General features: G+C 65.8%; 20 protein-coding genes. 12 read left to right on the plus strand and 8 right to left on the minus strand.

The window, feature by feature from the left end:
* Positions 1–120: 120 nt before the first annotated feature.
* The 3 genes from FB478_RS04600 to FB478_RS04610 all read right to left on the minus strand — a co-directional run bounded on the left by FB478_RS04600 (position 121) and on the right by FB478_RS04610 (position 1,533).
* Entirely contained in the window at positions 121–411 is a 291-nt protein-coding gene (locus tag FB478_RS04600; protein WP_056387639.1) for a hypothetical protein, read from the minus strand.
* A gap of 86 nt (positions 412–497) precedes the next feature.
* Positions 498–809, minus strand: coding sequence for a hypothetical protein (locus FB478_RS04605; protein WP_056387641.1), 312 nt, complete (start codon positions 807–809; stop codon positions 498–500).
* A 73-nt stretch (positions 810–882) separates the two neighbouring features.
* The gene (locus FB478_RS04610; protein ID WP_142133550.1) at positions 883–1,533 is read right to left on the minus strand and encodes a homing endonuclease associated repeat-containing protein; all 651 of its coding nucleotides are present in this window, start codon (positions 1,531–1,533) and stop codon (positions 883–885) included.
* Positions 1,534–1,857: 324 nt separating this feature from the next.
* Here FB478_RS04610 and FB478_RS04615 point away from each other — a divergent pair, with 324 nt between their 5' ends.
* On the plus strand, positions 1,858–2,700 hold the full coding sequence (locus FB478_RS04615) for a hypothetical protein (RefSeq protein ID WP_202986597.1): 843 nt from the start codon (positions 1,858–1,860) through the stop codon (positions 2,698–2,700).
* Positions 2,701–2,886: 186 nt separating this feature from the next.
* Here FB478_RS04615 and FB478_RS04620 read toward each other — a convergent pair whose 3' ends face one another.
* Positions 2,887–3,324 (minus strand): hypothetical protein, encoded by a 438-nt coding sequence (locus FB478_RS04620; RefSeq protein ID WP_056388145.1) that lies wholly within the window; start codon positions 3,322–3,324, stop codon positions 2,887–2,889.
* Between the two features lie 1,025 nt (positions 3,325–4,349).
* The gene (locus FB478_RS21070; protein ID WP_156400145.1) at positions 4,350–4,493 is read right to left on the minus strand and encodes a hypothetical protein; all 144 of its coding nucleotides are present in this window, start codon (positions 4,491–4,493) and stop codon (positions 4,350–4,352) included.
* Between the two features lie 151 nt (positions 4,494–4,644).
* Between FB478_RS21070 and FB478_RS04625 the strand changes: the two genes are divergently transcribed.
* Both FB478_RS04625 and FB478_RS04630 read left to right on the plus strand, forming a co-directional pair.
* Complete coding sequence (locus FB478_RS04625; RefSeq protein ID WP_142133549.1) at positions 4,645–5,118, plus strand: hypothetical protein; 474 nt, start codon at positions 4,645–4,647, stop codon at positions 5,116–5,118.
* A gap of 109 nt (positions 5,119–5,227) precedes the next feature.
* The gene (locus FB478_RS04630; protein WP_144599827.1) at positions 5,228–5,506 is read left to right on the plus strand and encodes a hypothetical protein; all 279 of its coding nucleotides are present in this window, start codon (positions 5,228–5,230) and stop codon (positions 5,504–5,506) included.
* Between the two features lie 70 nt (positions 5,507–5,576).
* Here the strand turns inward: FB478_RS04630 and FB478_RS04635 are convergent, their stop codons facing one another.
* Together FB478_RS04635 and FB478_RS04640 are read right to left on the minus strand one after the other, a co-directional pair.
* Complete coding sequence (locus FB478_RS04635) at positions 5,577–6,881, minus strand: Y-family DNA polymerase (protein ID WP_082581623.1); 1,305 nt, start codon at positions 6,879–6,881, stop codon at positions 5,577–5,579.
* Between the two features lie 15 nt (positions 6,882–6,896).
* On the minus strand, positions 6,897–7,373 hold the full coding sequence (locus tag FB478_RS04640) for a LexA family transcriptional regulator (protein ID WP_235009458.1): 477 nt from the start codon (positions 7,371–7,373) through the stop codon (positions 6,897–6,899).
* A 381-nt stretch (positions 7,374–7,754) separates the two neighbouring features.
* On the opposite strand from FB478_RS04640, the gene FB478_RS04645 reads away from it, so the two are divergent.
* The 5 genes from FB478_RS04645 to FB478_RS04665 all read left to right on the plus strand — a co-directional run bounded on the left by FB478_RS04645 (position 7,755) and on the right by FB478_RS04665 (position 11,474).
* Entirely contained in the window at positions 7,755–8,165 is a 411-nt protein-coding gene (locus FB478_RS04645) for a hypothetical protein (RefSeq protein WP_056387660.1), read from the plus strand.
* The gene (locus FB478_RS04650; RefSeq protein ID WP_056387663.1) at positions 8,162–9,199 is read left to right on the plus strand and encodes a hypothetical protein; all 1,038 of its coding nucleotides are present in this window, start codon (positions 8,162–8,164) and stop codon (positions 9,197–9,199) included. Before FB478_RS04645 ends, FB478_RS04650 begins: the two co-directional genes overlap by 4 nt.
* A complete protein-coding gene (locus FB478_RS04655) occupies positions 9,196–9,843 on the plus strand; it encodes a hypothetical protein (RefSeq protein ID WP_144599828.1) in 648 nt (215 codons plus the stop codon). Before FB478_RS04650 ends, FB478_RS04655 begins: the two co-directional genes overlap by 4 nt.
* A gap of 109 nt (positions 9,844–9,952) precedes the next feature.
* Positions 9,953–10,378: a helix-turn-helix transcriptional regulator gene (locus tag FB478_RS04660; RefSeq protein WP_144599829.1), complete on the plus strand. Its 426-nt coding sequence runs from the start codon at positions 9,953–9,955 to the stop codon at positions 10,376–10,378.
* 115 nt (positions 10,379–10,493) lie between these two features.
* Positions 10,494–11,474 carry an Abi family protein gene (locus tag FB478_RS04665; protein WP_056387671.1) on the plus strand — a complete coding sequence of 327 codons (981 nt, stop codon included), beginning with the start codon at positions 10,494–10,496 and terminating at the stop codon, positions 11,472–11,474.
* 7 nt (positions 11,475–11,481) lie between these two features.
* Here FB478_RS04665 and FB478_RS04670 read toward each other — a convergent pair whose 3' ends face one another.
* Positions 11,482–11,973: a hypothetical protein gene (locus FB478_RS04670; protein ID WP_056387674.1), complete on the minus strand. Its 492-nt coding sequence runs from the start codon at positions 11,971–11,973 to the stop codon at positions 11,482–11,484.
* Between the two features lie 237 nt (positions 11,974–12,210).
* Between FB478_RS04670 and FB478_RS04675 the strand changes: the two genes are divergently transcribed.
* The 4 genes from FB478_RS04675 to FB478_RS04690 all read left to right on the plus strand — a co-directional run bounded on the left by FB478_RS04675 (position 12,211) and on the right by FB478_RS04690 (position 21,628).
* Positions 12,211–14,631 carry a type IA DNA topoisomerase gene (locus FB478_RS04675; RefSeq protein WP_222430051.1) on the plus strand — a complete coding sequence of 807 codons (2,421 nt, stop codon included), beginning with the start codon at positions 12,211–12,213 and terminating at the stop codon, positions 14,629–14,631.
* A gap of 252 nt (positions 14,632–14,883) precedes the next feature.
* A complete protein-coding gene (locus FB478_RS04680) occupies positions 14,884–15,783 on the plus strand; it encodes a hypothetical protein (RefSeq protein WP_056387676.1) in 900 nt (299 codons plus the stop codon).
* A gap of 41 nt (positions 15,784–15,824) precedes the next feature.
* Positions 15,825–18,110: a hypothetical protein gene (locus FB478_RS04685; protein WP_056387679.1), complete on the plus strand. Its 2,286-nt coding sequence runs from the start codon at positions 15,825–15,827 to the stop codon at positions 18,108–18,110.
* Positions 18,107–21,628 carry a hypothetical protein gene (locus FB478_RS04690; RefSeq protein WP_144599830.1) on the plus strand — a complete coding sequence of 1,174 codons (3,522 nt, stop codon included), beginning with the start codon at positions 18,107–18,109 and terminating at the stop codon, positions 21,626–21,628. Before FB478_RS04685 ends, FB478_RS04690 begins: the two co-directional genes overlap by 4 nt.
* Positions 21,629–21,687 lie beyond the last annotated feature (59 nt).

Below are 21,687 nucleotides of genomic sequence, written 5' to 3' on the forward strand. Positions count from 1 at the left end.
GCAGGAACGGTGTGTCCGGCGCTTCTCGCGACGGCCCGGGGCTGTTCGTGGTGCGGCAGTGGGCCGCATGAAGTCTTGACCCAGCCCCGCAGGAGGCCAGGGGGGCCGGAAGGGGTCTCTTTAGATTCCCCGGCGGGCCCAGTCGTAGACCTCGGCGGGACCGCGACGGGACCTCGCGGAGCCCTGGTGGCCCTGCCCCTGGATGAGACGAAGGGTCGGGCGGGCGGTGGGTACAGGAATGGGAACGAGCGAGCTGTCTGCCTCCTCGGCCTGCGGCTGCTGTGCTGCCGCCTTGTCTGTATGTCTGCGCCGGAGCGCAGCCTCGGCCTCGGCGTAGAGCCAGATGAGCCCGAGCACAAAGACGGCGAGCAGCACGATGAGGGCCCAGCTCTGTAGTGGTGTCATGGGCATGAGCGGGACGCTCCTTCGCTGGTCGGTGGTTCAGTCGATGAGTCCCCCGGCGCAGCTGCGCTGCGTCGCTGCATCCCTGCCCCGGGTCAGGAGGCCCGGCGGGCAACGGTGTGCCCACAGGCGAGGTACGCGATGTCGTAGAGCGGGGCCGGGCCCCAGGCGGCCTTCCAGGCCGCGGGCAGCGGCAGCGGCTCCGTCGTACGCAGGACGACGTCCTGCGGCATGCCAGGGATGCCGCCCTCGACATCGGGCACCGGATCGTCCCCGGGGGTGCAGCCGCCGCACCACTCCTGTTCGGGCAGGAGCGCAGCGGCGGCCTGCAGTTGGATCTGCTGTGCGATGGCGTCCGACGGCCGTGCGTCGTCGATGACGTCATGGAGGGGGCGGGCGATCGTCATGATGGAGTCCTTCGGTCTGTGTGCGGTCAGTGGGATGAGCGGGATGGCAGCCACCCGCGTCAGGGCCGCCGGCTCATCCCACGGCGAGCTGCGTGGCCCGCGACCAGCTGCCCATCCGGAACCGGATGGTGGCCGCCGGCGGGACATGGGTCCGGCAAATGCCGTCGGTGCCGCCGGTGCGCCAGGCCTCGTAGGCGAGCACGGCGATGGAGCCGGTCTTGATCCAGCACTCGCGCAGGGCGTCGAGGATCATCTCCTCGGTCCACTTCGTGGTCGCGCCCTGGAAGTGCAGCGGCTGCTCGGTGGTGTTCAGGCCCGCTCTCTCCAGGGCTGCATTCCAGGAGCCGAACCGGCGCTCCAGCAGCGGCGCGGATGGTTCGTCGTCGTGTCTGCGGCGGATGTAGTCGTTGCGCGGGAGGCTGTCCTGATCCGCGGCGCAGCGCAGGAGCGCGTCGACCATCTGCTGTTCGGTGTAGGTCTGGACAGGCCCTTGGAAGGCTCGGGCCGGCTCTGCGGGGTCGAACGCCGTGCAGGCGTAGCCGTTTCCGGCCAGCGCGTGGGAAATTGTGTGCTCCGAGATCCAGTGATCGTCCGTGTGTGGATCGGGGTTCTCGCACTGCACGCCGCCGCTCTCGTGGTGCTGGCACGGCAGGTGCTCCTGCACCTGCGGGTCTGCGATCTGGCAGCGCGGCATCAGGTCCGTCGGCACAGTCGTCCGGGTCATTGGCAGTCCCTCTCTCGCTCGGCGTCGTCCGGGCGCAGCAAGCCGTCCCGACCCGGCCCACCCAGGGACCGGGTGACGCGCTCGGGACGCGTCGAGCACCCGTCCGGATCAACTCCGTTGATCCCTCCCAGCCCAGCTGCCCCCTGGCGATACCAGGCATCGCCAGGGCCTGGCGCAGACCTTCTGTCAGCCGTCTTTTGTGTCGCTCTTCGCGCATCAACCGATAGACCATTCGATTGACCTATCGGATAAGATGTACTGGAAGACCAGTCGGATGCGGGCTCTGTGCCATCCGGCGCAGACATCGACCCGACAGGAGAGGCCATGGCGATGAAGACCCCGATGACGAGGAAGGCGGCATTGTCCGCCGCCGCACTGGCGGTGCTGGGCAGCCTGCTCGCCGGATGCTCCGCCGGTTCAGAGACGGCGCAGCCATCGCCGAGCCCGAGCACCAGCGCGGCGAAGGTGACCAGCGAGAACCTCGGCAAGGCGCTGGACCGGCTCGTGTTCCAGGGCACCGGGGCCAAGAGCGCCGACGGCGGCGCGTGCCTGGTCCGCGCCGTAGAGGACAAGAAGCTCTCGGACGCCGCGCAGGCTTACATCGTGGGCAAGGGCAGCGACGACATCGCCGCGGTGGCAAATGGCCTGCGCGAGGTCAGCGCGATGGACGCCGCGATCATGCTCTCCCCCGAGCTGCGCGACAAGTTCGACGCTTGCGTCGACGCGGTGATCCCGCCGACCCCGGCCCCGTTTGCCACGACCAGCAAGGACGGCAAGGACGGCAAGGATCAGGTCTACGTGCCGCCGAAGCAGGGACAGGAGCTCCCCCAGGCCCGGCAGCCGGATCTTACGCCGAAGTTCCCGGTGCCGCAGGGCGCGAGCATCAACTCCTCCTCACAGCTGACCGCGGGGCTCGTTTCGACGTTCTCCTCCTATGCGCTGAACGAGGATCAGAAGAAGACCTACGCAGCCTCGGGCGCTTGCCTGGCGGGCGTCGTCTTCCAGGCAGGGTTCTCGCAGGAGACGCTGCGCTTCCTCGCCGGCGGCGCACCAATAGGGACCGGATCGATCTCGGACTTCCTGCCGAAGGACGAGGACAAGAAGATCTGGAAGTCGAAGGACTTCACCTCGGCACTCGTGGACTGCACGGCCAGCGCAAAGGTCTGAGGCTCATCCATCGCGGGTTTTCGTCCTGCCGTTGATTGGCTTCTACCGATCAAAAAGAAGAACCGGTGCATACTCGCACCGGTTCTTCTTTTCCTGTTCACAAGGCTGCCGAAGTCATAGCAAGCCCCAGATGGCAGCATTCCAGAGCGGAGTCCGCGTCACAGCACTTCGATGGCGACGTCGGCACTAGAGCCGTTTTGGCTGCGCATTGCCGAGGTGCGCGCGCACCACGGCAATGTCCCTCGTCGGGTCGCGCCGGATCCGCTTCGACTTGACGATGAACGCGGACTTCTCGATCACAACGAGCTTCAATCCATGTTCGGGGATAAGAAGGCGCTTGCGTTCGTCGTAGAGGCGACGTTGCTCGCCGCGACCGACACCAGAGACGGTCTGCCGCCGATCGAAGAACGGCGACGGCTTCGAATGCTGCTCCTCCTGGAACTCGACGACGAGCTTGAGATCGGACCAAAAGCCGTCCACGGGTAGCTTGGTGCCGAGGGGTCGCAAAGGGGACGGGTCGCCGCGGAGCCAATCGAACGTCGCTTGGCGACAGCTGCTCATGCCGAGGACGCCATCGCACAGGTCAAGCACGTAGTGCTCATCGGACGCAGTGCGGTCGACCATGCCGTGATTCTTGCAGAGTTCAGCCGAGAGGCCCATGCTTCATAGGTTCAAGAACGACGTTTGGTCCGCTCTGAGAGCTTAGGATCTCGGAACCAGGCTGATTCGGTCAGTGCCGGCGGCGGCCTGATACGGCCCGGTGCCAGTAAGCCGCTTCTGCACTTGTCAGAATCTCGTAGATCTCCTCGACCACGAACTTGCCCAAATAAGGGCGTTCCTCGGCGCTCAAAGTTCCCAGAGACACCAGTGCAGCCGCCAACAGCACATCGTCTTCAATCGAAGGCTCAACCCATTCCCGCACACCATCGTCGGTAAGGTCCTCCCAGACATATGGCGAGGTTGCTATGGCCTCCCTAACCGCGGCGAGTCGCACCCTTACGTCTCCGCTGCGGGACCGCGCGTAGAGACGGATCTGATATTCATCCGAGGCCGGGGGCACAAGGGGTGCCCCGCCGGCTAACGGATGATGAGCAGCAATGACCTGGTAGCGGGCCCGGGCAGGGTGTCGGTCATGGAGGTCCTGGCGTATTTCCCTGATGCGGTGCCCGGGGCGCAATGTTGCAATTCCAGGGATGCGGTTGTCCCGCCTATTCGCGTTGTGTGGTGCCATGACCTGTCCCGACAAGCGGCCAATAGGTGTCCCCCTCCCTCATGATAGGCCCGGTTCGGACGGAGGTTGAAGGGCACCGGATCGAGGCGGCTGGGCATACCGGAACGAGCTTGATCGTCCCTGCGGTTTTCCACATACGCCAGGACTCCCCTACCGGCAGTCGGCAACCGATGCTGCACTGGAGGCATGCTCAGCTACGAAGACATCATTCTGCTCGGCGAGGAACGGGTCTTGGTCATCCAGGAACACAAAGAGGGCCGTTGCTGGTGTGGCCAGACCTGGCAATGACCAACCTTGACGGGCGCTGTCTTGGTTGTATGGCTGGTGCTTCCTGATGCCGGACTGCTTGCTTCAGGCCGGACCAGGACCTTGCTGGGAATTCAGCAGGGTATCCGGGCGGAGGAGCATACTGAAACGGTTACACCTCACGGTCCGGAACGCGAATGATGATCATCCGGGATCCTTCCGGGATTTTGGCCTTCGCAGCAGCCAGGGTGGTGCCATAGTCGGGGCCCGTCGCGCTGACGCGCATCATTTCGCCCTGGGCATCTTCAATGGTCAATTCAACCTCCATAGCTCTGAGCATAGAGCCCTGCCCGGCCGTCCTCTGTCCGTTGGAGAAGAGAAAGTTGTCAAGTAACAGCATGCGCAGTGAGTAGCCTGCCTAAGACCGGAGCGAGACTGGGATTGCCGGTAAAGGATAGACTGCCTGAGTGCCCGGTCATGATCAAGAAGGCCCGTTCGATCGGGCGCAGCCGCTCAATCCATCACGTCTTCAGCAGCCCAAGGACAAGTCAGTCCAGTCTGAGCCCATTGAAGTGCCCAACCCTGAGGCCGCCGGAGCCTGCGAGCAGGATATGAGCCAGGGCCCGACCCGCTGGCAGCGGATCAAGGAGCATCCGGCTTTCAAGACAGGTCTCGCCGTTGGCGCTCTTGCGGCTGCTGGCGCGGTCACGTTGTTGACACTGAAGTCGCCCGAAGTATTCAAGCAGGTCAGCGCGGCGGTCTGGGAGAAAATCCCTGAGTTCACGGAGGCGGCTTTCGAGGGCATCGGCGAGGAGGCCAGCAGAAAGTCTCCGACCGAGCATAATGTCAGCGGGCACCAGCGCGTGCAGCACTACGGTCCCGGCGGCACCGAAACAAAGTTCGTCCAGGTATCGCCTTACTCGCGTGGAGGTAGTACCTAACAGGCGCATGCGATACTGACCGTGTCGAAAATTGCGGTTGTGCTTGTCGTCAGCGGTTTATGTCATATCAGAAACGGCTTCGGCGGGACGTATTGGGACGGTAGGGCCTTTGGGTATCTTTGATTTCCTTGCGAAGAAGGAAAAAAGCTGGGACGAGATCGATGTCTACGAGGGTGAAACGCCCCCGTGCCCCAACTGTGGGACGCCCCTGGTGAAAAAGTTTGTTTACTCCGAGATGTACTGCCTTGAGTGTCGCTACGGTCTAGATGACGATGACGACAGCGAGGCGCTGAGTGTTTACGATGCAGCTCAGATCTGGGCCTCACACGGTAAGGATGAGGATTACATGTTCGGGTATTCCTCGGAGGAACTCGAAGCCGCGCTTTAATGTGGCAGGTCGCTGCTCGAGTTTGCTGCCGGCGCGGGTGCTGTTGAGGTCCTGCGCTTCCCTTACCCCGCTATGCCACAGCGACCGGCAGCTCGTCCCAGTGGGTCGTGCAGCGCTTCGAGAGCATGGCGCGCTTCATCTCCCACGCCGGCGGGGTCTTCATGCCACCCAGGCCCACACCCACTGCCTGCGCGCCGAGCTTTCTCGTGATTTCGTCAAGTACCTTCCCTACTCCCCGATCTTCGAATTCGGATTGGAACACAGGTAGGAACTGAACGCCGTCACCCGCGCGCAGTCCCGTGAGTACAACTCCTGCACGGGCGTAGCGGATACCGGCGGTCGGAAACAGATCAGGCAGGATCACACTGGCAGCTTTCGTAAGCGCGATCGGGTCATCGGTCGGCATGGCCAGCGGAACAGCCCGGTGGGCTGAATGCGGGACGGTTCCTTCGTCGGCCCAGCCGGTCGAAGCCCACACCGAGAGCACGCCGGCGACGGACCCCTGGGCCCGAAGACGTGCTGAGACCCGCTGGGCGTAGATCGACAGAACCTGATGCATCTCGTCAGGGTCCGTAAGCTTGCGCGAGAAGCTCCTGGAATAGATCAGCTGGTCCTTGGCAGCCGGCGGCTGGGTCTCCAGCTCGATGCATTTTTGCCCGCGCAGCTCCAGGATGGTTCTTTCCATGACGACGGAGAACCGTTTGCGGAGCCATTTGGCATCAGCGTCGCGCAGTTCTCTGGCCGTGTGGATGCCGAGCGCAGCCAGGCGCTTGCCGTTACGCCCGGCGACGCCCCAGAGGTCAGTCACATGGAGGGAGTCAAGGATCCGGTCAAGCTGCTCCTCCGAAAACCGCCGGAGATCGAGAACACCATTGAACGCGGGGTTTTTCTTGATGCCGAGAGCCGCTACCTTGGCGAGGGTCTTCGTGGGACCGATCGCGACGCGGACAGGAATTCCGGTCAGCTGGAGGACAGTCCGTCGGATCTCCTGTCCCCGTGATTCGAGTTCTTCAGGAGCCCCCCGCAGCTTCAGCCAGCTTTCGTCGATCGAATACACTTCCTGCCACGCACTGAAGCGGCCCAGAATGGTGGCAACCCGTGCACTCAGCGAGCCATAGAGCTCATAGTTCGATGACCTGGCTTCGACGCCCTTGGCCTGGCACCAGCCGCGGATCTTGAACCACGGCTTGCCCATGATGTCAGGATCGAGCTCCTTCACCAGCGGGCACGCGGCAACCACACAGCCGTCATTGTTCGAGAGGACAAGGGTCGGCCGGTCATGCAGCGTGGGGTCGAAGACACGCTCCGCGTTGGCGTAAAAGGAGACGCAGTCTACGAGAGCGATTTGATCGGGTGCTGGGGTCAGAGTCGTCATTGCCACGGCTGGAGACTATAGGCGGGGTCTGACACCACGTTTGATTTTCGCAGGAGACAGAATCCATGTGACCACGCCCCAGACTGACATCTCCGTGTGTTCGTGGAGAACGATGTCCGCATAGTCGAGGTTCTCTGCCACGAGAACGGTACGTCCTTGGATGACGTCCAGCCGCTTGACGGTGTATTCGCCGTCAACGACGGCGATCACAATCTTGCCCGGAACGGGATCGATCCCCCGGTCCACGAGCAGCAGGTCGCCGTCATTGATTCCGGCTCCGGTCATGGAATGGCCGGCTGCACGCCAGACGAATGTGCAGGTTGGGTCCCGGACCAGGTGCTGGACAAGATCGAGGTCCCCCGACCAATATCCCTCTGCAGGGCTGGGGAAGCCGCAGGCGACGGCTTCCGGCGCAAACGGGAGTATCAGCGGCTCGTCGAGCGCCAACGGTTCTGGCTGCGAGGCCTGCATGTCCACTTCCTTTTCGAACATATGTTCGATGGAATCGTACGCCCGGGCGGGAACGGCGCGCAACGTGGAGCAAAATGCCGGGCGGACTGGACAGGCCTGGGCTCTGGGACGGCAGCCAGGAATAAAGGCCCCGGTGCGCTTCATGCGCGTCGGGGCCTTCTCTTTTTCCCACGAACGGGAGGTGCGAACCAACGTCCAGCGGCCCCGGCCTTGGGGTCGAGGAACCGAGGCCGCCTGGGACACGCGATCAGGCGCTGACCGGGTGACGCAGATGACCCTACCTCTCTGCCCGACCTCTCCCAAAGGTCTGTCACAAGTCATTGCCCAATCATTCGTGACAGGCATTCGAATGACGTTAGAATGGACTCGTACATCAGTCGAATATGACAGGAGAGGCCAGACATGACCGTCGTCGACGAGCCGAAGGCTGCGCCTCCCGCTGCGCGGGCTGCGACCAGGTCCGGTGGACCGAGCACCGACCAGAACGGCAGCGACCGCAGGGAGCGGGTCTTTACCCGCCTGTCCTCGGACGAGAAGCAGCGGGCGGAGTACTGGGCGCAGCGGCGCGGCTACCCCTCCGCCAACGAGTACTACGCCGAGGCGATCGCCGAGAAGATCCGGCGCGAGAATCTCGACTTCGACATCCCTGATCTGCTCACCGCGCGCATCAACCAGGTCGTCGACGAGCTCAAGGCGCTTTCGACGAACAACGCCAACCTCGAGCGGGTCGTGACCATGGGCTTCGATTCCCTGCTCGGGCTGACCAGGGGCGACAACTATCTGCTGGACGAGGAGAACGGGGAGCTGACGTGAGCCAGGGGCTGAACGAGATCATGCCGTCCACCGACGAGCTGATGGACGTCGACACGTCCTTCCTCGATGCGTACCGGACCGGCGGGAGCGAGGGCCTGAAGCGGGCCCAGGAACGGGCACAGCCGGCGGAGCCGGAGCAGGACACGCCGGAGAAGGATGAGGCCCCGCAGCAGAGCGCCGAGAACCTTGACCGGGAAACCGGTGCCGGCCAGCGGGGAGGCTCGGGAGCAGGCAGCGCCACTCCCCCGGCCCAGAGCGACGCCGTCGTCGTGGACACAGCAGCGATGCCGCAGGTGCACGACGACGCAGACGCCGAAGCACACCCCGCGGCCCTCCCGGTGTCGCCGCCGGAAGATGCCAACCTCCTCCCGCCCGTCCCGCTCCAGCACACCGACCATCAGGAGGCCGTGCAGTCTGCGGCGGCCAGGGGCGGCTCCGGCGGAGGGGACGAGGGCAGCGAGTCGTTGCCACAGAGCGGCTTCCGGCTCGACGGCGTGAAGAGCCAGCCTGCCGTCCGGGCCCTGCCCGAGGCCATCGTCGGCGCGCTGCGGGAGCAGCTGCGCTCAGCGGCCGTCCGTGAGCTCGGCGTCGGCGACACGGCGGCCCGCGAGTTCACCGAGCGGTTGAGCCAGGCAAGCCTGGTCACGGCCTTTCTGCTGGCCCAGCTCGACCTTGGACTGGCGACCGATGCTGCCACCCGGCGCGCGGCGCAGCTGTTCCGCTCCCGTGATCCGCTGCTGGGCAGCATCGCGGCGCGCATGGAAGCCCTGGAGCAGATGGGCCGTGAGCAGACCCAAGGCCTGGCCGCGCTGCACGGGCAGCTGGGTGAGGTAAAGGAGACCAGCGCGGCGATCGAGCAGGCACTCGCGTACTCGATCGCGGACCGCACGAGCAACTTCCTGCGCGGCTCGCACAATGTCCACGAGGCTCCGATCACGCACAAGGACGCGGTCTTCGTCCGGGACCGGGTGCGGGAGGCGACGAAGAAGCAGGCGAAGCTCGAGCGCGAGCGGGAAGGGCGGCCGATCCGGTGAGCACCGCCACGCACAGGAGTACAGCGACCGACGCCGAGCGGTTCTGGGAGAAGGTCGATAAGGAGGCGGGCAGGCTCGACGGCACAGGCTGCTGGGTCTGGACCGCCTCGGGCCGCTTCGGCCTGTCGAACGGCCGATCCTCGGCCACGCCGCGCCGATACGCCTGGGAGGCCCTGCAGCAGGAGCTCGGGCTCGGGTCCCTGACGCAGGACGAGATCCTGCGGATGGCCTGTGGTCGCAGTGCCTGCGTCAACCCCGGGCACCTGCAGAAGGGGGCCAAGCCGCTGCGCCGGCCGGGCAGCCGTACCTGTGCCCGCGGGCACACGATGGACGCCGACAACGGCTACTGGGCCAAGGACGGCACCTGGGTGTGCCGTCCCTGCAAGCGCGACCACTCCCGCCGGTACCGCCAGGACCCGCAGTTCCGGGCCGACCAGGCTGCTGCCAGCGCCAGGTACATCGCCGCGGACCCGCAGCGGGCCGAGCGCAAGAAGCAGCGGCAGCGGCAGCGGTACCGCGATGACCCCGATTACCGCGCCCGGATCCGGGCGGCGGCGCGCGAGAGGCGCGCCAGGAAGAAGGCTGAGGAGGGCCGCGACGACCGGTCCGGCAACGCAGAAATGAAGGAGGCCGGGCGTGGCTGAGGTGCTGTTCCCGAAGAGACAGCGGTGCAAGGGGTGTGGCAAGGGTCTGGCGCTGCGTCCCCAGGACCCGGTGCTGCTCGGGCTGTACTGCGCTCCCCGGTGCGCGGGGATGTCCAACCCCGCCTCCCGGGCCGAGGACGCCCCGCGCGAGTGCACGACCATGCGCGAAGGGAAGAAGGTCTTCAAGCGCCGCTACCGCAGCGAGGGCGAGATTCCGGACCGGCTCCGCGAGGATCCCTCGACGAGCTGGTACAGCTGTGGACACTGTGGCCACTGGCACCTGGGTCATACCCGCATGGGGGCCGCCGAGAAGTTCCGCATGTTCGAGGACCTTGACGAGGACCTGCCGGACCTGTTGGTCAAGCTCCGGGGGAAGGCCTCCCACAAGCAGGTCGCCGAGGTCGCCGGCGTCCGTCCGATCCGGATCAGGGAGCTGGAGTCCGGTGTAGACCATCCGGAGAACCTGAAGACGCTCGGCAAGGTCCTGAAGGCCTACCGGGTTCGTCTGGGCGTCGCGCTGCCGCCCGGACGGTGATCAGCGCCGTACAGCATCAGCGATGCATGGACAGACGATCCGTGCTACTTTATAGCCATCACGATCAGCCCGTTGCCGCAAGGCGCGGGCTGATTTTCTTTTCAGGGGGAGGAACGTGGCGGAGTACGCGAAGCCATGGCTGTCGGTCGACGCGCAGATCGACCGGCTGGCGTGGCACGGGGCCGACGTCGGGGACCGGGCAGCCGTGCTGCTGGGTGCCGTCGGCTACTACCGCCTCACCGGCTACCTCTACCCCTTCCGCGAGTCCGAGCGCTACGCCGACGAGGACGGGCGCTCCCGCATCCGGGTGCTCAGCGGCTACCGGCCGGGCACGACGTTGCGCCACGCTGAGGAGATCATCGACTTCGACCGGCAGCTGCGCATGCTCGTCATGGACGGCGTCGAACGCATCGAGGTCGCCGCGCGGATGCGGATCGGCTATGTCCTCGGCCGCCGGTCCCCTTTCGCCTACGAGGACCCGGAGTGCTTCACCGAGGCCTTCACAGCCGAGAGCACCGATGTGCGGGATCCCGCGCCGAGCCCGCATGTGCGTTGGCTCCAGCGCGTCAACGAGCGGCGGGCCAGCTCCGACGAGCAGTTCGTGGAGCACTTCAGGCAGAAGTACGACGACAGGATGCCGGTGTGGGCGCTGACGGAGATCCTTGAGCTGGGACACCTGTGCGTGCTTTACCGCGGCATGCACCAGCAGGATGCCGAGGAGATTGCCCGTGAGTTCGGCGTGCCGACGAAGAAGGTCATGATCAGCTGGCTCGCCAGCCTGAACTACGTGCGGAACGTCGCTGCCCACCATGCCCGACTGTTCAACCGCAAGCTCCAGAACGCGCCGTCGCGGCCGAAGGTCGGAGTGGTGCCGGTGCTGGACCACCTGCGCGATGAGCAGACCGCCAAGGGTGTCTTCGGCACGTACAACGCCCTGGCCGTAATCGCGTACCTGCTGCGCGCCATCGACCCGGACACCGGTTGGTCCGGTCGGCTGGCGGCTCTGCTTCGCCAATTCCCGGTCTCACACGCCCTGACCATCGAGTCGATGGGCGCGCCTGTGGGCTGGGAGTCGCTCGAGCTCTGGCGCGGCTGAGGCGGAGCTAGGACCGGACGGTGAGCCGGCCTTCCTTCATGTCGTCACGCAGCTGCGACAGCATGTACCAGTGCGCGCCCTTGGGCTTGAGTGAGATGTAGTGCTCGTGCTGCTTACCATCCTGCTCCCAATCCAGGACCATCTCCGGACGGCGCAGCAGGCCCTGGTATTCGTCGACGTCGGCACGGATTTCCACGCGCACACGTTCGTCCGCAGGCGGCACCAGCAGCACCGCGACGTCGCCCTCGTAGCTCAGTGAGACCTCCTGGGCGAGGAGCCGCCGTACGTCGGCCGTGCAGATCTCTCCGCGGGCGACGTCGAAGACGTTCTTGCCGTGCGTGGCGCTCTCCCAGGCATCGATGCACTCGATCAGCATCGAGCACCCCTGGGCGATACGGATGATGTCCGCCTCGTCCGGCGGCCAGCTGCCCTCCTGCATCTCGATGAGCATGCTGCTGAAGTCCTGTGGTGTGCGCAGGAAAGCGTGGTCGAGGGCCATGGGATTCGTGCTCCTGGGTCGGGCGTGAGCGGGTGGCGACTCTATAGACGTTACCTCGATCCGGGGTCGCCGTGAATGATCCAGGCCCTCTCTGACCGGCGTGCCGGCGCGGGTCTCGCCGCTCCCATTCGACTCGCTGTGCGACTCGCTTAGACTCGTCATTCAACTCATTCTATCGATAGACTTGTGACTGATTTATGAGTCGACTGGTTTATGAGTCACCGACGAAAGGGAGTCATGATGGTTGTCGGGATCCTCACCGAGAAGCCGAGCGCGGCGCGGCACTTCGCTGCAGCCCTCGGCGGCATGAACGGCACGTACAACGGGGAGCAGTTCGTCATCGCCCACGCCCGGGGGCACCTGTACGAGTTCGTCGATCCGCACCGGATGGTGGCGGATCCGGACGTGGCCGGGAAGTACCGGACCTGGGACCTGGGCAACCTGCCCTGGGACCCTCAGCAGCTGGACTGGAGCCTGGAGGTGATCAAGAACGCGAGCGCTGTCGCCGCGGACGTGAAGCGGACCCTGGGCAAGTGCGACGAGATCGCGATCGCCACCGACGTCGACCCCACGGGCGAGGGCGGCATGATCGCGGTCAATGCCTTCCTCGAGTTGGGGCTGAAGCCGGGCAAGTGGTCGCGCATGTACTTCACTGATGAGGCTCCGGCCTCGCTGCAGAAGGCCTTCGCCGCGCGCAAGGTCATTCCGTCACTCCTGGACTTCGACGAGTACCGCAAGGCGCGCTACCGCTCACAGTTCGACCTGCTCTCGATGCAGTTCACCCGCATCGCCACGAACATGGCCCGCCAGTCCGGGCAGGACATGGTGCTGCGCCAGGGCCGGCTGAAGTCGGCGATGGTCAAGCTCGTCGGCGACCAGCTGAAGGCGTATAACGACTACGTCAAGAAGCCGTTCTTCCAGAACCGGTTCCGTGACGAGAACGACGTGATGTACACGAACCCGGAGGAGCCGCGGTTCGACCAGAAGGACCAGGTACCGAATCAGTACGGCCCCTCCCCCGTGGTGCTTGACGGCAAAGCGAACAAGCAGACTGCCCCGCCGAAGCTTCTGGACCTTGCAGCGTTGTCCTCCCTCCTGGTCGGCAAGGGCATCAAGGCCCAGCTGGCGCTCTCGACATACCAGAAAATGTATGAGTCCCAAGTTGTCAGCTACCCGCGCACCGAGGACAAAACGATCACGCCTGAGCAGTTCAACGAGCTTGCGCCTCTGGTGGACAAGATCGCCGGCGTGGTCGGGGTGGATCGCAAGCATCTGACGCACCGCGAGCCGCGCAAGGCCCACGTGAAGCCGCAGGGGGCGCACGGTGCGAACCGTCCCGGCCCGAAGGTGCCGTCCTCGCTGGACGACGTCGAGCAGCGTTTCGGCAAGGCCGGCCGCCTGATCTACGAGACCCTAGGCAAGAACTACCTGGCGATGATTGCCGAGGACTACGTCTACGAGCAGCAGAAGGGCCACGTCAAGGACTATCCGGACTTCGTGGGCATCGCCAACGTGCCCATGTCGGCGGGCTGGAAGGCGGTGTTCGATCCGGACGCCGGCGACGACACCGCCGAGGGCGACGAGAACGAGTCGGCCAAGGGCCTGGGCACCAACGCTGAGCCCTTCGTCTTCGAGGGTGCGAACAAGCGCCCCGAGCACCCGAGCATGAAGTGGCTGATGAAGCAGCTGGAGAAGCGCGACGTGGGCACGGGTGCCACCCGGACCTCGACGTACTCCGAGGTGACCTCGACGAAGACGAAGTACCCGCTGCTGCTGGAGAAGGGCCGCAAGCTCACCCTCGCCGAGGCCGGGGACATGAGCTGGCGGCTGCTTCCGGGCACCCGGATCGGCGACCTGGCGCTGACCGAGAAGGTCTATGCCGATATGAAGGAGATTGCCGTAGGCACCGGCCCGAGCGCAGAGGAGCGCCTCGCGGTCGTGGCCGACTGGGTGCGCGAGGACATCGCGACCATGCAGAAGAACGCCGCGACGATGCGCTCCGCACTGGGGCTCAAGGAGGAGGCCGTCACCCGGAAGGAGCGGGCGCAGGGCACCTGGGCCAAGACGGGCAAGGATGTGGTGTTCGCGCGTGAGTGGGGCGGCCACCGCTTCACCGACGACGAGGTCGCCCGGCTGCTGGCCGGGGAGACGATCGAGTTTTCGGCGAAGAGCACCACGGGCAAGGCCTATGAGGTCTTCGGCGAGCTTGGCGAGGGCACCTTCAAGGGCCGGACTTTCGTCGGGTTCCAGAAGCTCGGCTTCGGCCGGCGCGACGCCAGCGGCAACGCGCTGCCGCCGGCGTCCTGGTGCCACTACACCTTTACGCCCGAGGAGATCGACCGCCTCATGGTTGGCGAGGGCGTCGAGTCAAGCGACTTCGTCTCAAAGAAGGGCAACCGCTTCCAGTGCAAGGTCTTCTTCCGCGAGGAGAAGAAGGGTGAGGGTAAGAAGATCGTGCCTGACTTCGAGGCCTCCCTGGACTCCCCGCCGAAGAGCTGGTGCGGGGTTGCCTTCACCGACGACCAGCTCGCGGCACTGGCCGCGGGCAAGACGATCAAGGGTACGGGCTTCACCTCGAGCAAGGGAAAGAAGTTCGACGCCGAGCTTCAGTGGAGGAACGAGGGCGGCAAGAAGAAGCTCGTCCCCTCCTTCGGCTGAGGTTGCGCGGACTCGTTCCTGAATGATTATTCGGATGCCAGTCCGATAGACTGCCCGTCCACTTAAATCAGCACGCCACGGTACCGCCCGACGGCATCGGATCGCACGTCCGAGTCGCTGGGCGGTGCCATTCTTGCGTCAGTCGCGCTCGATTCGATAGGTCTATCTAAGGTAGAGTGGTCATGTATCCCTCATCTATGAGGGCATTCGGACAGGCGCAGACAAATCAGTGGTGGCAGCAGGGAGAGATTCATGGCGAAGATGTCGTACAAGGTGCCGACGAGCCTCAACAGGTCGTTCCTCGACCACGAGATCACGCTCAGCAAGGGCGGCTGGGCGGCCAAGCCCTCCCCCATCAAGCAGCTGTTCTTCTTCGGCGGGGGCGCGCTGGCGCTGCTGTGGGCGGTGACGCAGACCTTCGTGGCGAGCTCGGGTCCGGTGTTCATCACGCTCTTCGTCATCTGGGGCCTGGCACTGATCGTCTACTTCGGCGGCATGACCAAGACCAAGGAGCTGCGGGCGATGAACGTGCCCGCCCTGCTGGCATACGCCCCGTCCCGGGCACGCAACGTCTTCACCCGCCGCAGCTCGGACCCGAGCGACTTCCACTCGATCGTCGGTATCGACGGCATCGAGGAGGACGGCCGGATCCACTTCTCCGACGGCGGTGAGGGGCAGGTCTACTTGGTCGTCGGTTCAGCGTCGTACCTGCTCTTCGACGAGGACCGCATCGGCATCCTGGACCGGGTCGACGCCTTCTGGCGCAAGATCGACACGAACTGCGAGTGGGCCTTCGTCACCACGAAGGAGCCGCAGCGGATCTACCACCAGGTGGCCTCGCTCGAGCACCGCAACCACGCCCTCGCGGTCCGCGACCCTGACCTGATCGAGCTGCAGAACGAGCAGTATGACATCCTCACGCAGCACGTCGGTGGCAAGTTCACCTCGATCCACCAGTACCTGCTGCTCAAGGGCAAGAGCGCTGACGCTCTGCGCCGGGCGCACATGGTGCTGCAGTCCGAGGTCGAGGGGTCCGCGCTGATGATCAAGGAGGCTACGGTCCTCGACCGCGAGGAGACCGAGCCCATGCTGCGGGTCTTCTACCAGGGCATCGAGGACGACCTGCACTCTCTCAAGGCCTCACTGAACTGACCGGGCCGAGCTGGACGAACAAAGGAAGGACGAAGGGTGACATGGCGCTGATGACGAAGGCCCGCGCGCAGCTGGGCATTCCGGGGAAGAAGCCCCGGGGCGGGGACGCGACGGCCGTGCCGGGCGTGGATGAACTGGAGGCCGCTCTCGACGGCGATCCCGCCACGGGCGGGACGGCGGAGCCGTCCGAGGTGACCGCGCCGGCGGTCGCCGCTGAGCCGGCCGAGGTGGCCGAGCCGAACAAGAACTGGTGGCAGCGCCGCCAGGAGATGAAGAAGCTGGAGGGGCGGTTCGACTCGTATCCGCACCTGCTGGCGCTCAAGCCTCGGGAGAAGTACGTCTTCCGCTCCGACTACTTCGAGGTCGACGGTTCCGTGGCGTGCGTGCTCGCGTTCTTCCACGACGACGCCGCGCACGACAACTTCGCCGCGTTCTGGGGCATCGACCGGATCCCGGACGGGCTCGACGAGCGCGTCACCGCGGTCGTCCTGGAGCAGGTGCGCCGGATGGACGAGAAGTGGGTGGATTCGTTCACCAAGCAGTCGGAGAAGCTCGACCGCCTTGACGCGAACGAGCAGGAGGAGACCGGCACGACCTCTTCCAAGCGCAAGGCCGCCAAGATCTCCTCCGACCTTGAGGTCACCATCGGCGAGATCCAGGACGGCGCGAGCTACCTGTCGGTGCACAACCGCCTGTTTCTCAAGGCTCCGGACCTGGAGACGCTGGACGACTCGGTCGACCGCGTCACGCGGCTGTACATCGACCGCTTCGGCACGCTGAAGGCTGCGGCGTACGCCGGCGAGCAGCGCCAGGAACTCTCGGGCCTGTTCAAGAACAACGAGAAGAAGCGCGGCAAGGGCTTCCACTTCACCTCGACCGAGCTCGCGGGTTCGTACTCGCTGGTGACTAACGGCCTGAACGACCGGGGCGGCGAGTACGTCGGCTACATGGTCGGCGACGTCAACAACTCGGCCGTACTCATGGACGTGAACCGGTACGAGCACCACGTTGTCGTGGCAGACGCGACCCTGAGCGAGTACCTGGACCGCCAGCGTGTGTCGAACATGTGGTGCTCGAAGATCTCGCAGGCCTGCATGCTCGGCAACGGCTCGGTGGTCCACCTCGTGCTGGACGGGGCGGACCTGGACAAGCTCGGCCCGAACTTCGAGCGGCTGACCTCGCGCGTGGACCTGAACCGCGGTGACGTCAACCCCTTCGAGCTGTTCGGCGACGAGGACGACGAACTGACGGTCTTCGCCGCGCAGATGGAGAAGCTCAAGCTGATGTTTGAGCAGCTCTACGAGACCACGGACGGGGCAATCGGCTCGATCATCCGCTCCGCGCTGGAGGACACGGCGACCGACTTCTACGTCGAGCAGGGCATGTGGCGGCACAACGCCAAGGACCAGCGGCACCGCCTGCGCGTGGTCAACATCCCGCACCAGCAGGTGCCGCGGCTGCAGATGTTCGTCTCGTACCTCGACACCGCGCACAAGGCCCTGCTGAACTCAAGCAAGACCGACCCCGACCAGCTGCGCGCGTACAACGTGCTGCGCGGCATCGCGAACACGATGCTCAGCACGAATGGCGACCTGTTCAACAACCACACGGCATCGGCCGTGGACGGGGTCCGGGATGCCCGGCGCGTGGTCTACGACTTCTCGCGGCTGATGCGTCGCGGCAAGGGCGTGGCCATGGCCCAGCTGGTCAACATCGTCGGCTTCGCCGTCGGCAAGCTCGGGCTCGGGGACACCGTGGTGATCCACGGCACCGAGCAGATTGACGACCGCGTCAAGAAGTACCTGCACGACCAGTTCGACCACATGCACGAGCGCGGCGGCCGCGTGGTCTACAGCTACAACGACGTGGACAAGATGCTCGCGGACTCGGACTTCAACAAGTTCGACGCCGCGGACTACACGCTCTTCGGGCCGATGCGCGACCGCACGGTGGCGGAGTACCAGAAGCAGCTGCACCAGCAGATCCCGCCGGACCTCGCCCAGCTCATCACGACCAAGGGCGAGAACCTTACCTACCTGCGCCGGGACGTGTCGAACGTGGTCTTCCACCTCGACCTCGCGCTGGGGATCAACCCCTTCCGCGAGGCCCAGCGCAGGCAGGTTCGTCTGGAGGCCGCCAAGGCCGACGAGGCGGCCCGGATGGACCAGCTGATGAAGGACGAGCCGGCACCCGGCGCGAAGCTCACCAGTGCCCGCCAGAGCGTCGAGTCCGAGGAGGACCGCTCCGAGGACCATGTGGGGCGGGCCGACCGCAGGAAGGCCATGAAGAAGGCCGGGACGGCCCCGTGGAAGCTGGGTAAGTCATGACGGCCATCACGGACACGACAGACAGGAAGGGAAAGATGAACGGGACCATCACGCTCGCGGCGCGGGCCCGGGCCGCGGCGACTGCCCGGGGCGGGCTGGTGCGCGTCCTGGCTCTGTCGCTGCTCGTGGCACTGGTTGTGCCGCTGCTGATGACGGTGTTCGCGCCATCGGCGCACGCTGCCGACGACGAGGACCGCGACAATTACTCGCTGTACCAGCTGGCGTCGAATGCCTCGACGTACTTCAGTCAGGAGAACTCTCCCGAAGGCAAGGACAAGCCCGAGGATCGGATGAACGAGGACTGGCGGGCGATCACCGCCGACCCGGCGACGGGCGGCGACATGCTCGGCTACGCCGACTCCGAATTCAGCCTCTTCAACGTAGTCGGTTGGCTCTTCGCCGAGGCGACGGGCTCCACGCAGACCATCGGGTACGACACGCTGAATGCGACAGCCAGCGGCAGCGGAAAGAACGTCTACTCCGGCATGGTGGACTACGCCCACTTCGGCGCGGCCAACGCCGACCTCGGCCTGGACACGATGTCCTCGGGCATCGGTGGACAGATCCTGTCGCTCATCGGCGGCGGCGCGATCTGGCTGCTCTACGCGATGGCGCTGGCCGTGGGCACGCTGTTCTATCTCATCATCCAGCTGTTGAAGGTGCTGAACCCGTTCATGTGGTTCTACCAGGCGGTCGCCGGCGTCGCGGACTCCGGCGGCAATACGAACAGCGCGCACCAGCAGGACCTCGCCGACGGGATGACCGGTGGCCAGGCCGGCGGCGGTGCCCTCGCGGGCCTGCAGCACTGGATCGCAAGCTGGTACGGCCTGCTGCAGTCCATCGCCTGGGAGGCGCTGGTCCCGCTCTTCATCGGGTTCCTGATTATTGGCCTGGTGCTGTTCAAGAAGATGGACCGCGGCTCGGCGATCAAGAAGCTCGTCGTGCGCGTCGTCTTCATTGGCGTGGGCCTTCCGCTGATGGGTTCGATGTACACCGGCGTCCTGGACAAGTTCGATGACTCGCTGCTGGGCCAGCACGCCGGCCCGACCCGCGTGGTGCTCTCCACGTACGTGGACTTCGAGGCCTGGATGATGAACGACCGCCTCGGCGTTCCTGATGAGGCCGTTATCGCCTGGGACAACGGCCAGGCCAGCAACAACGCGATGATGTCGGTGCGCACGACGGCACTGGCGATCAACAAGCAGGCGCACGGTTCGACCTTCCGCGACATCAGCGTGGGCCCCGGTGCGACCAATGCCGAGACGGCCTGGAAGAACAGCCTGGTCGGCATGGAGGGCAGCCCGGCGGGTGACTTCAACGCCGTGGGCGAGACCTTCGGCATGCTCAACAGCTACATCTCGGGCCAAATTACATCGGCGTCGGACTTCGAGTCGGGCATCAAGAGCGCGATCACCAACCTGCCGGTCAACAGCGACGTGAAGAAGGAGTGGTTCATCGACAAGAAGTCCTACGGTGACAGCGACAACTTCGGCGGGCACGGCGAGTCGGACTACATCCCGACCAACCACCCGGTGCTGGCGGTCGGCGGCAAGGGCCTGACCTCCTCGAACCCGGGCGGGAACACGACGAGCTTCTCGACCCAGGGCACCAAGCACGGCTGTGGGTTCTCGGTCTGGGCGGACAACGCCCCGGTTTCCTGCAACATGTCGGCGCTGTCGGCGTACAACTACCTGAACACCGGCTTCGGCCCCGACTCGATGACGATGTACAGCTCGAACAACGTCACCAGCGGCCTGACCCGCGAGGACCACATGGCGGTCAGCCAGGTCGGCACGGGCCCGGCGAAGTTCATGTACTGGCAGAACGCCGGCGTCGTCCTGGGCAGCATGGTCCTGCTCGGCTTCTGGTACGCCATCGGCATGCTGGTGGGCGCGGTCAAGCGCACCTTCAGCCTCGTGGCCGCGGTGCCGTTCGCCACGCTGGGCGCGATCGCCGCGATCAGCAAGGTGATCGTCTACTCCGTCGCACTGATCCTCGAGGTGCTGGTGACGCTGTTCATCTACCAGTTCGTCTCGGAGCTGCTGATCTCCATCCCGGACATCATCTCCGGACCGGTGTCGGCCTGGATGTCCCAGGACGGCCTGTGGGGCTCAGGCATGCTCGGCGGGATCATCGTGGTCATCCTGACCCTGATCTCCTCGCTGCTGATCATCGGCATCACCTTGGCGCTCCTGCGGGTGCGCAAGGTCGTGCTGCAGGCGATGGACGAGGTGTTCACCAAGCTGGTGGACAAGTTCCTCGAGACCAACACCGCACCGAAGCCGGACAAGAGCAGCATGCTCCCCGCGCTGGCTGCGGGAGCCGGGGCCGGAGCGGGCATGGCCATGGGTAACAAGCTCGCCTCCGGCGTCGGCGGCAAACTCGGCGGCAGCGGGGCCACGAAGCCCGGCGGCACCCCCGGTGGCGGCAAGGGCTCGTCGACCAACGCCGGCGGCCTGAACGGTGAGCAGAAGTCGCTTGCTGCCGGGAAGGGCGCACTGGCCCTGGCCGCCGGTCCGAACGACGGTCCGGAAGCCGGCCCCGCCGGTCCCGGTCCGGTTCCCGGCGGTGGTGGTGACAGCGGCGGCCGCGGCCCGTCCGCTGGTGGTCCCGAGGGTCCGGGCGACAAGGGCGGTCCTCTGCAGCTCACGGGCGGCAAGGCGGGGAGCTCCCGCTCCGACAAGGAGACTGCTCAGACCTTGAGCGGCAAGGGCGGCCTGTCGAACCTCGGCTACAGCACCGGCCAGGGTCCCTCCTCGCGGGGCGGCCAGGCCACCGGCGGCCAGACGAGCTTCGGGCTCGGCGGCGCGCAGGGTGCTCCTGGTACCGGGCAGCAGGGCCATGGCCAGGGTCAGGGCCAGAAGCGCGACGGGCTCACGGGCGGCACCGATAGCGGTGCGCACACCAGCGGTGGCCGCAAGGCGGACGCCGGCCAGTCGGCACCGACGCAGTTCGGCACCGGACAGCAGGCGGCTCCGGCCTCCTCGGGCCAGGGCCCGCGCTTCACCGCTGGTACCGGCGGGCCCGCGCAGGTGAACCCCGTCATCGCAGCGGTCCCGGGGATTCCGGGCACCCGGGCGACGCGGGCCGCCGAAGGCCAGCAGCCGCAGGCCAACGCGGGTTCCGGCTCCCGTGCTGTGCAGGCGGGACCCGGTATCCCGCAGGCCAACGGCAGTCAGCGCCGCAGCCCGCAGGCTCCGATCCAGCCCCGCACCGGCGCTCCGGCGCAGGCGCAGGGCCAGTCCGGTCAGCGTCTGCAGGCCCCGGCTCCTGCTCCTGCTTCTACCCAGCCCCGTGTCGGTGGCCGGGTTACCGGAGGCACTCAGGGCAGCCAGGGTGTCCAGCCGACTCCACGCAGCGGACGTCGATCGGCACCGGCGGCTCAGGCTCCGAAGGCCCCGGCCCCGAAGCCGTCGCAGCCGGCTCCGGCCCAGCCGCGGCGGACGGCGGATCCGGCTCCGAAGCGCACGGACGGTCCCGTGTCGCGGAGGAAGCCGGCTGAGGACCCGAAGAACTGATCGTTGGTGATGAGGGCGGCGCACTCCGACAAGGGGTGCGCCGCCCTTTGCCTGCCACG

It is taken from the genome of Arthrobacter sp. AG367, from assembly GCF_007828995.1.
Taxonomy (GTDB): domain Bacteria; phylum Actinomycetota; class Actinomycetes; order Actinomycetales; family Micrococcaceae; genus Arthrobacter.

Coding starts and splice junctions, on each gene's coding strand:
- FB478_RS04600 (WP_056387639.1), bottom strand. CDS start 411: ATGCCCATGACACCACTACAGAGCTGGGCCCTCATCGTGCTGCTCGCC.
- FB478_RS04605 (WP_056387641.1), bottom strand. CDS start 809: ATGACGATCGCCCGCCCCCTCCATGACGTCATCGACGACGCACGGCCG.
- FB478_RS04610 (WP_142133550.1), bottom strand. CDS start 1,533: ATGACCCGGACGACTGTGCCGACGGACCTGATGCCGCGCTGCCAGATC.
- FB478_RS04615 (WP_202986597.1), top strand. CDS start 1,858: ATGGCGATGAAGACCCCGATGACGAGGAAGGCGGCATTGTCCGCCGCC.
- FB478_RS04620 (WP_056388145.1), bottom strand. CDS start 3,324: ATGGTCGACCGCACTGCGTCCGATGAGCACTACGTGCTTGACCTGTGC.
- FB478_RS04635 (WP_082581623.1), bottom strand. CDS start 6,881: ATGACGACTCTGACCCCAGCACCCGATCAAATCGCTCTCGTAGACTGC.
- FB478_RS04640 (WP_235009458.1), bottom strand. CDS start 7,373: ATGTTCGAAAAGGAAGTGGACATGCAGGCCTCGCAGCCAGAACCGTTG.
- FB478_RS04645 (WP_056387660.1), top strand. CDS start 7,755: ATGACCGTCGTCGACGAGCCGAAGGCTGCGCCTCCCGCTGCGCGGGCT.
- FB478_RS04660 (WP_144599829.1), top strand. CDS start 9,953: ATGTCCAACCCCGCCTCCCGGGCCGAGGACGCCCCGCGCGAGTGCACG.
- FB478_RS04670 (WP_056387674.1), bottom strand. CDS start 11,973: ATGGCCCTCGACCACGCTTTCCTGCGCACACCACAGGACTTCAGCAGC.
- FB478_RS04675 (WP_222430051.1), top strand. CDS start 12,211: ATGATGGTTGTCGGGATCCTCACCGAGAAGCCGAGCGCGGCGCGGCAC.
- FB478_RS04680 (WP_056387676.1), top strand. CDS start 14,884: ATGGCGAAGATGTCGTACAAGGTGCCGACGAGCCTCAACAGGTCGTTC.
- FB478_RS04685 (WP_056387679.1), top strand. CDS start 15,825: ATGGCGCTGATGACGAAGGCCCGCGCGCAGCTGGGCATTCCGGGGAAG.
- FB478_RS04690 (WP_144599830.1), top strand. CDS start 18,107: ATGACGGCCATCACGGACACGACAGACAGGAAGGGAAAGATGAACGGG.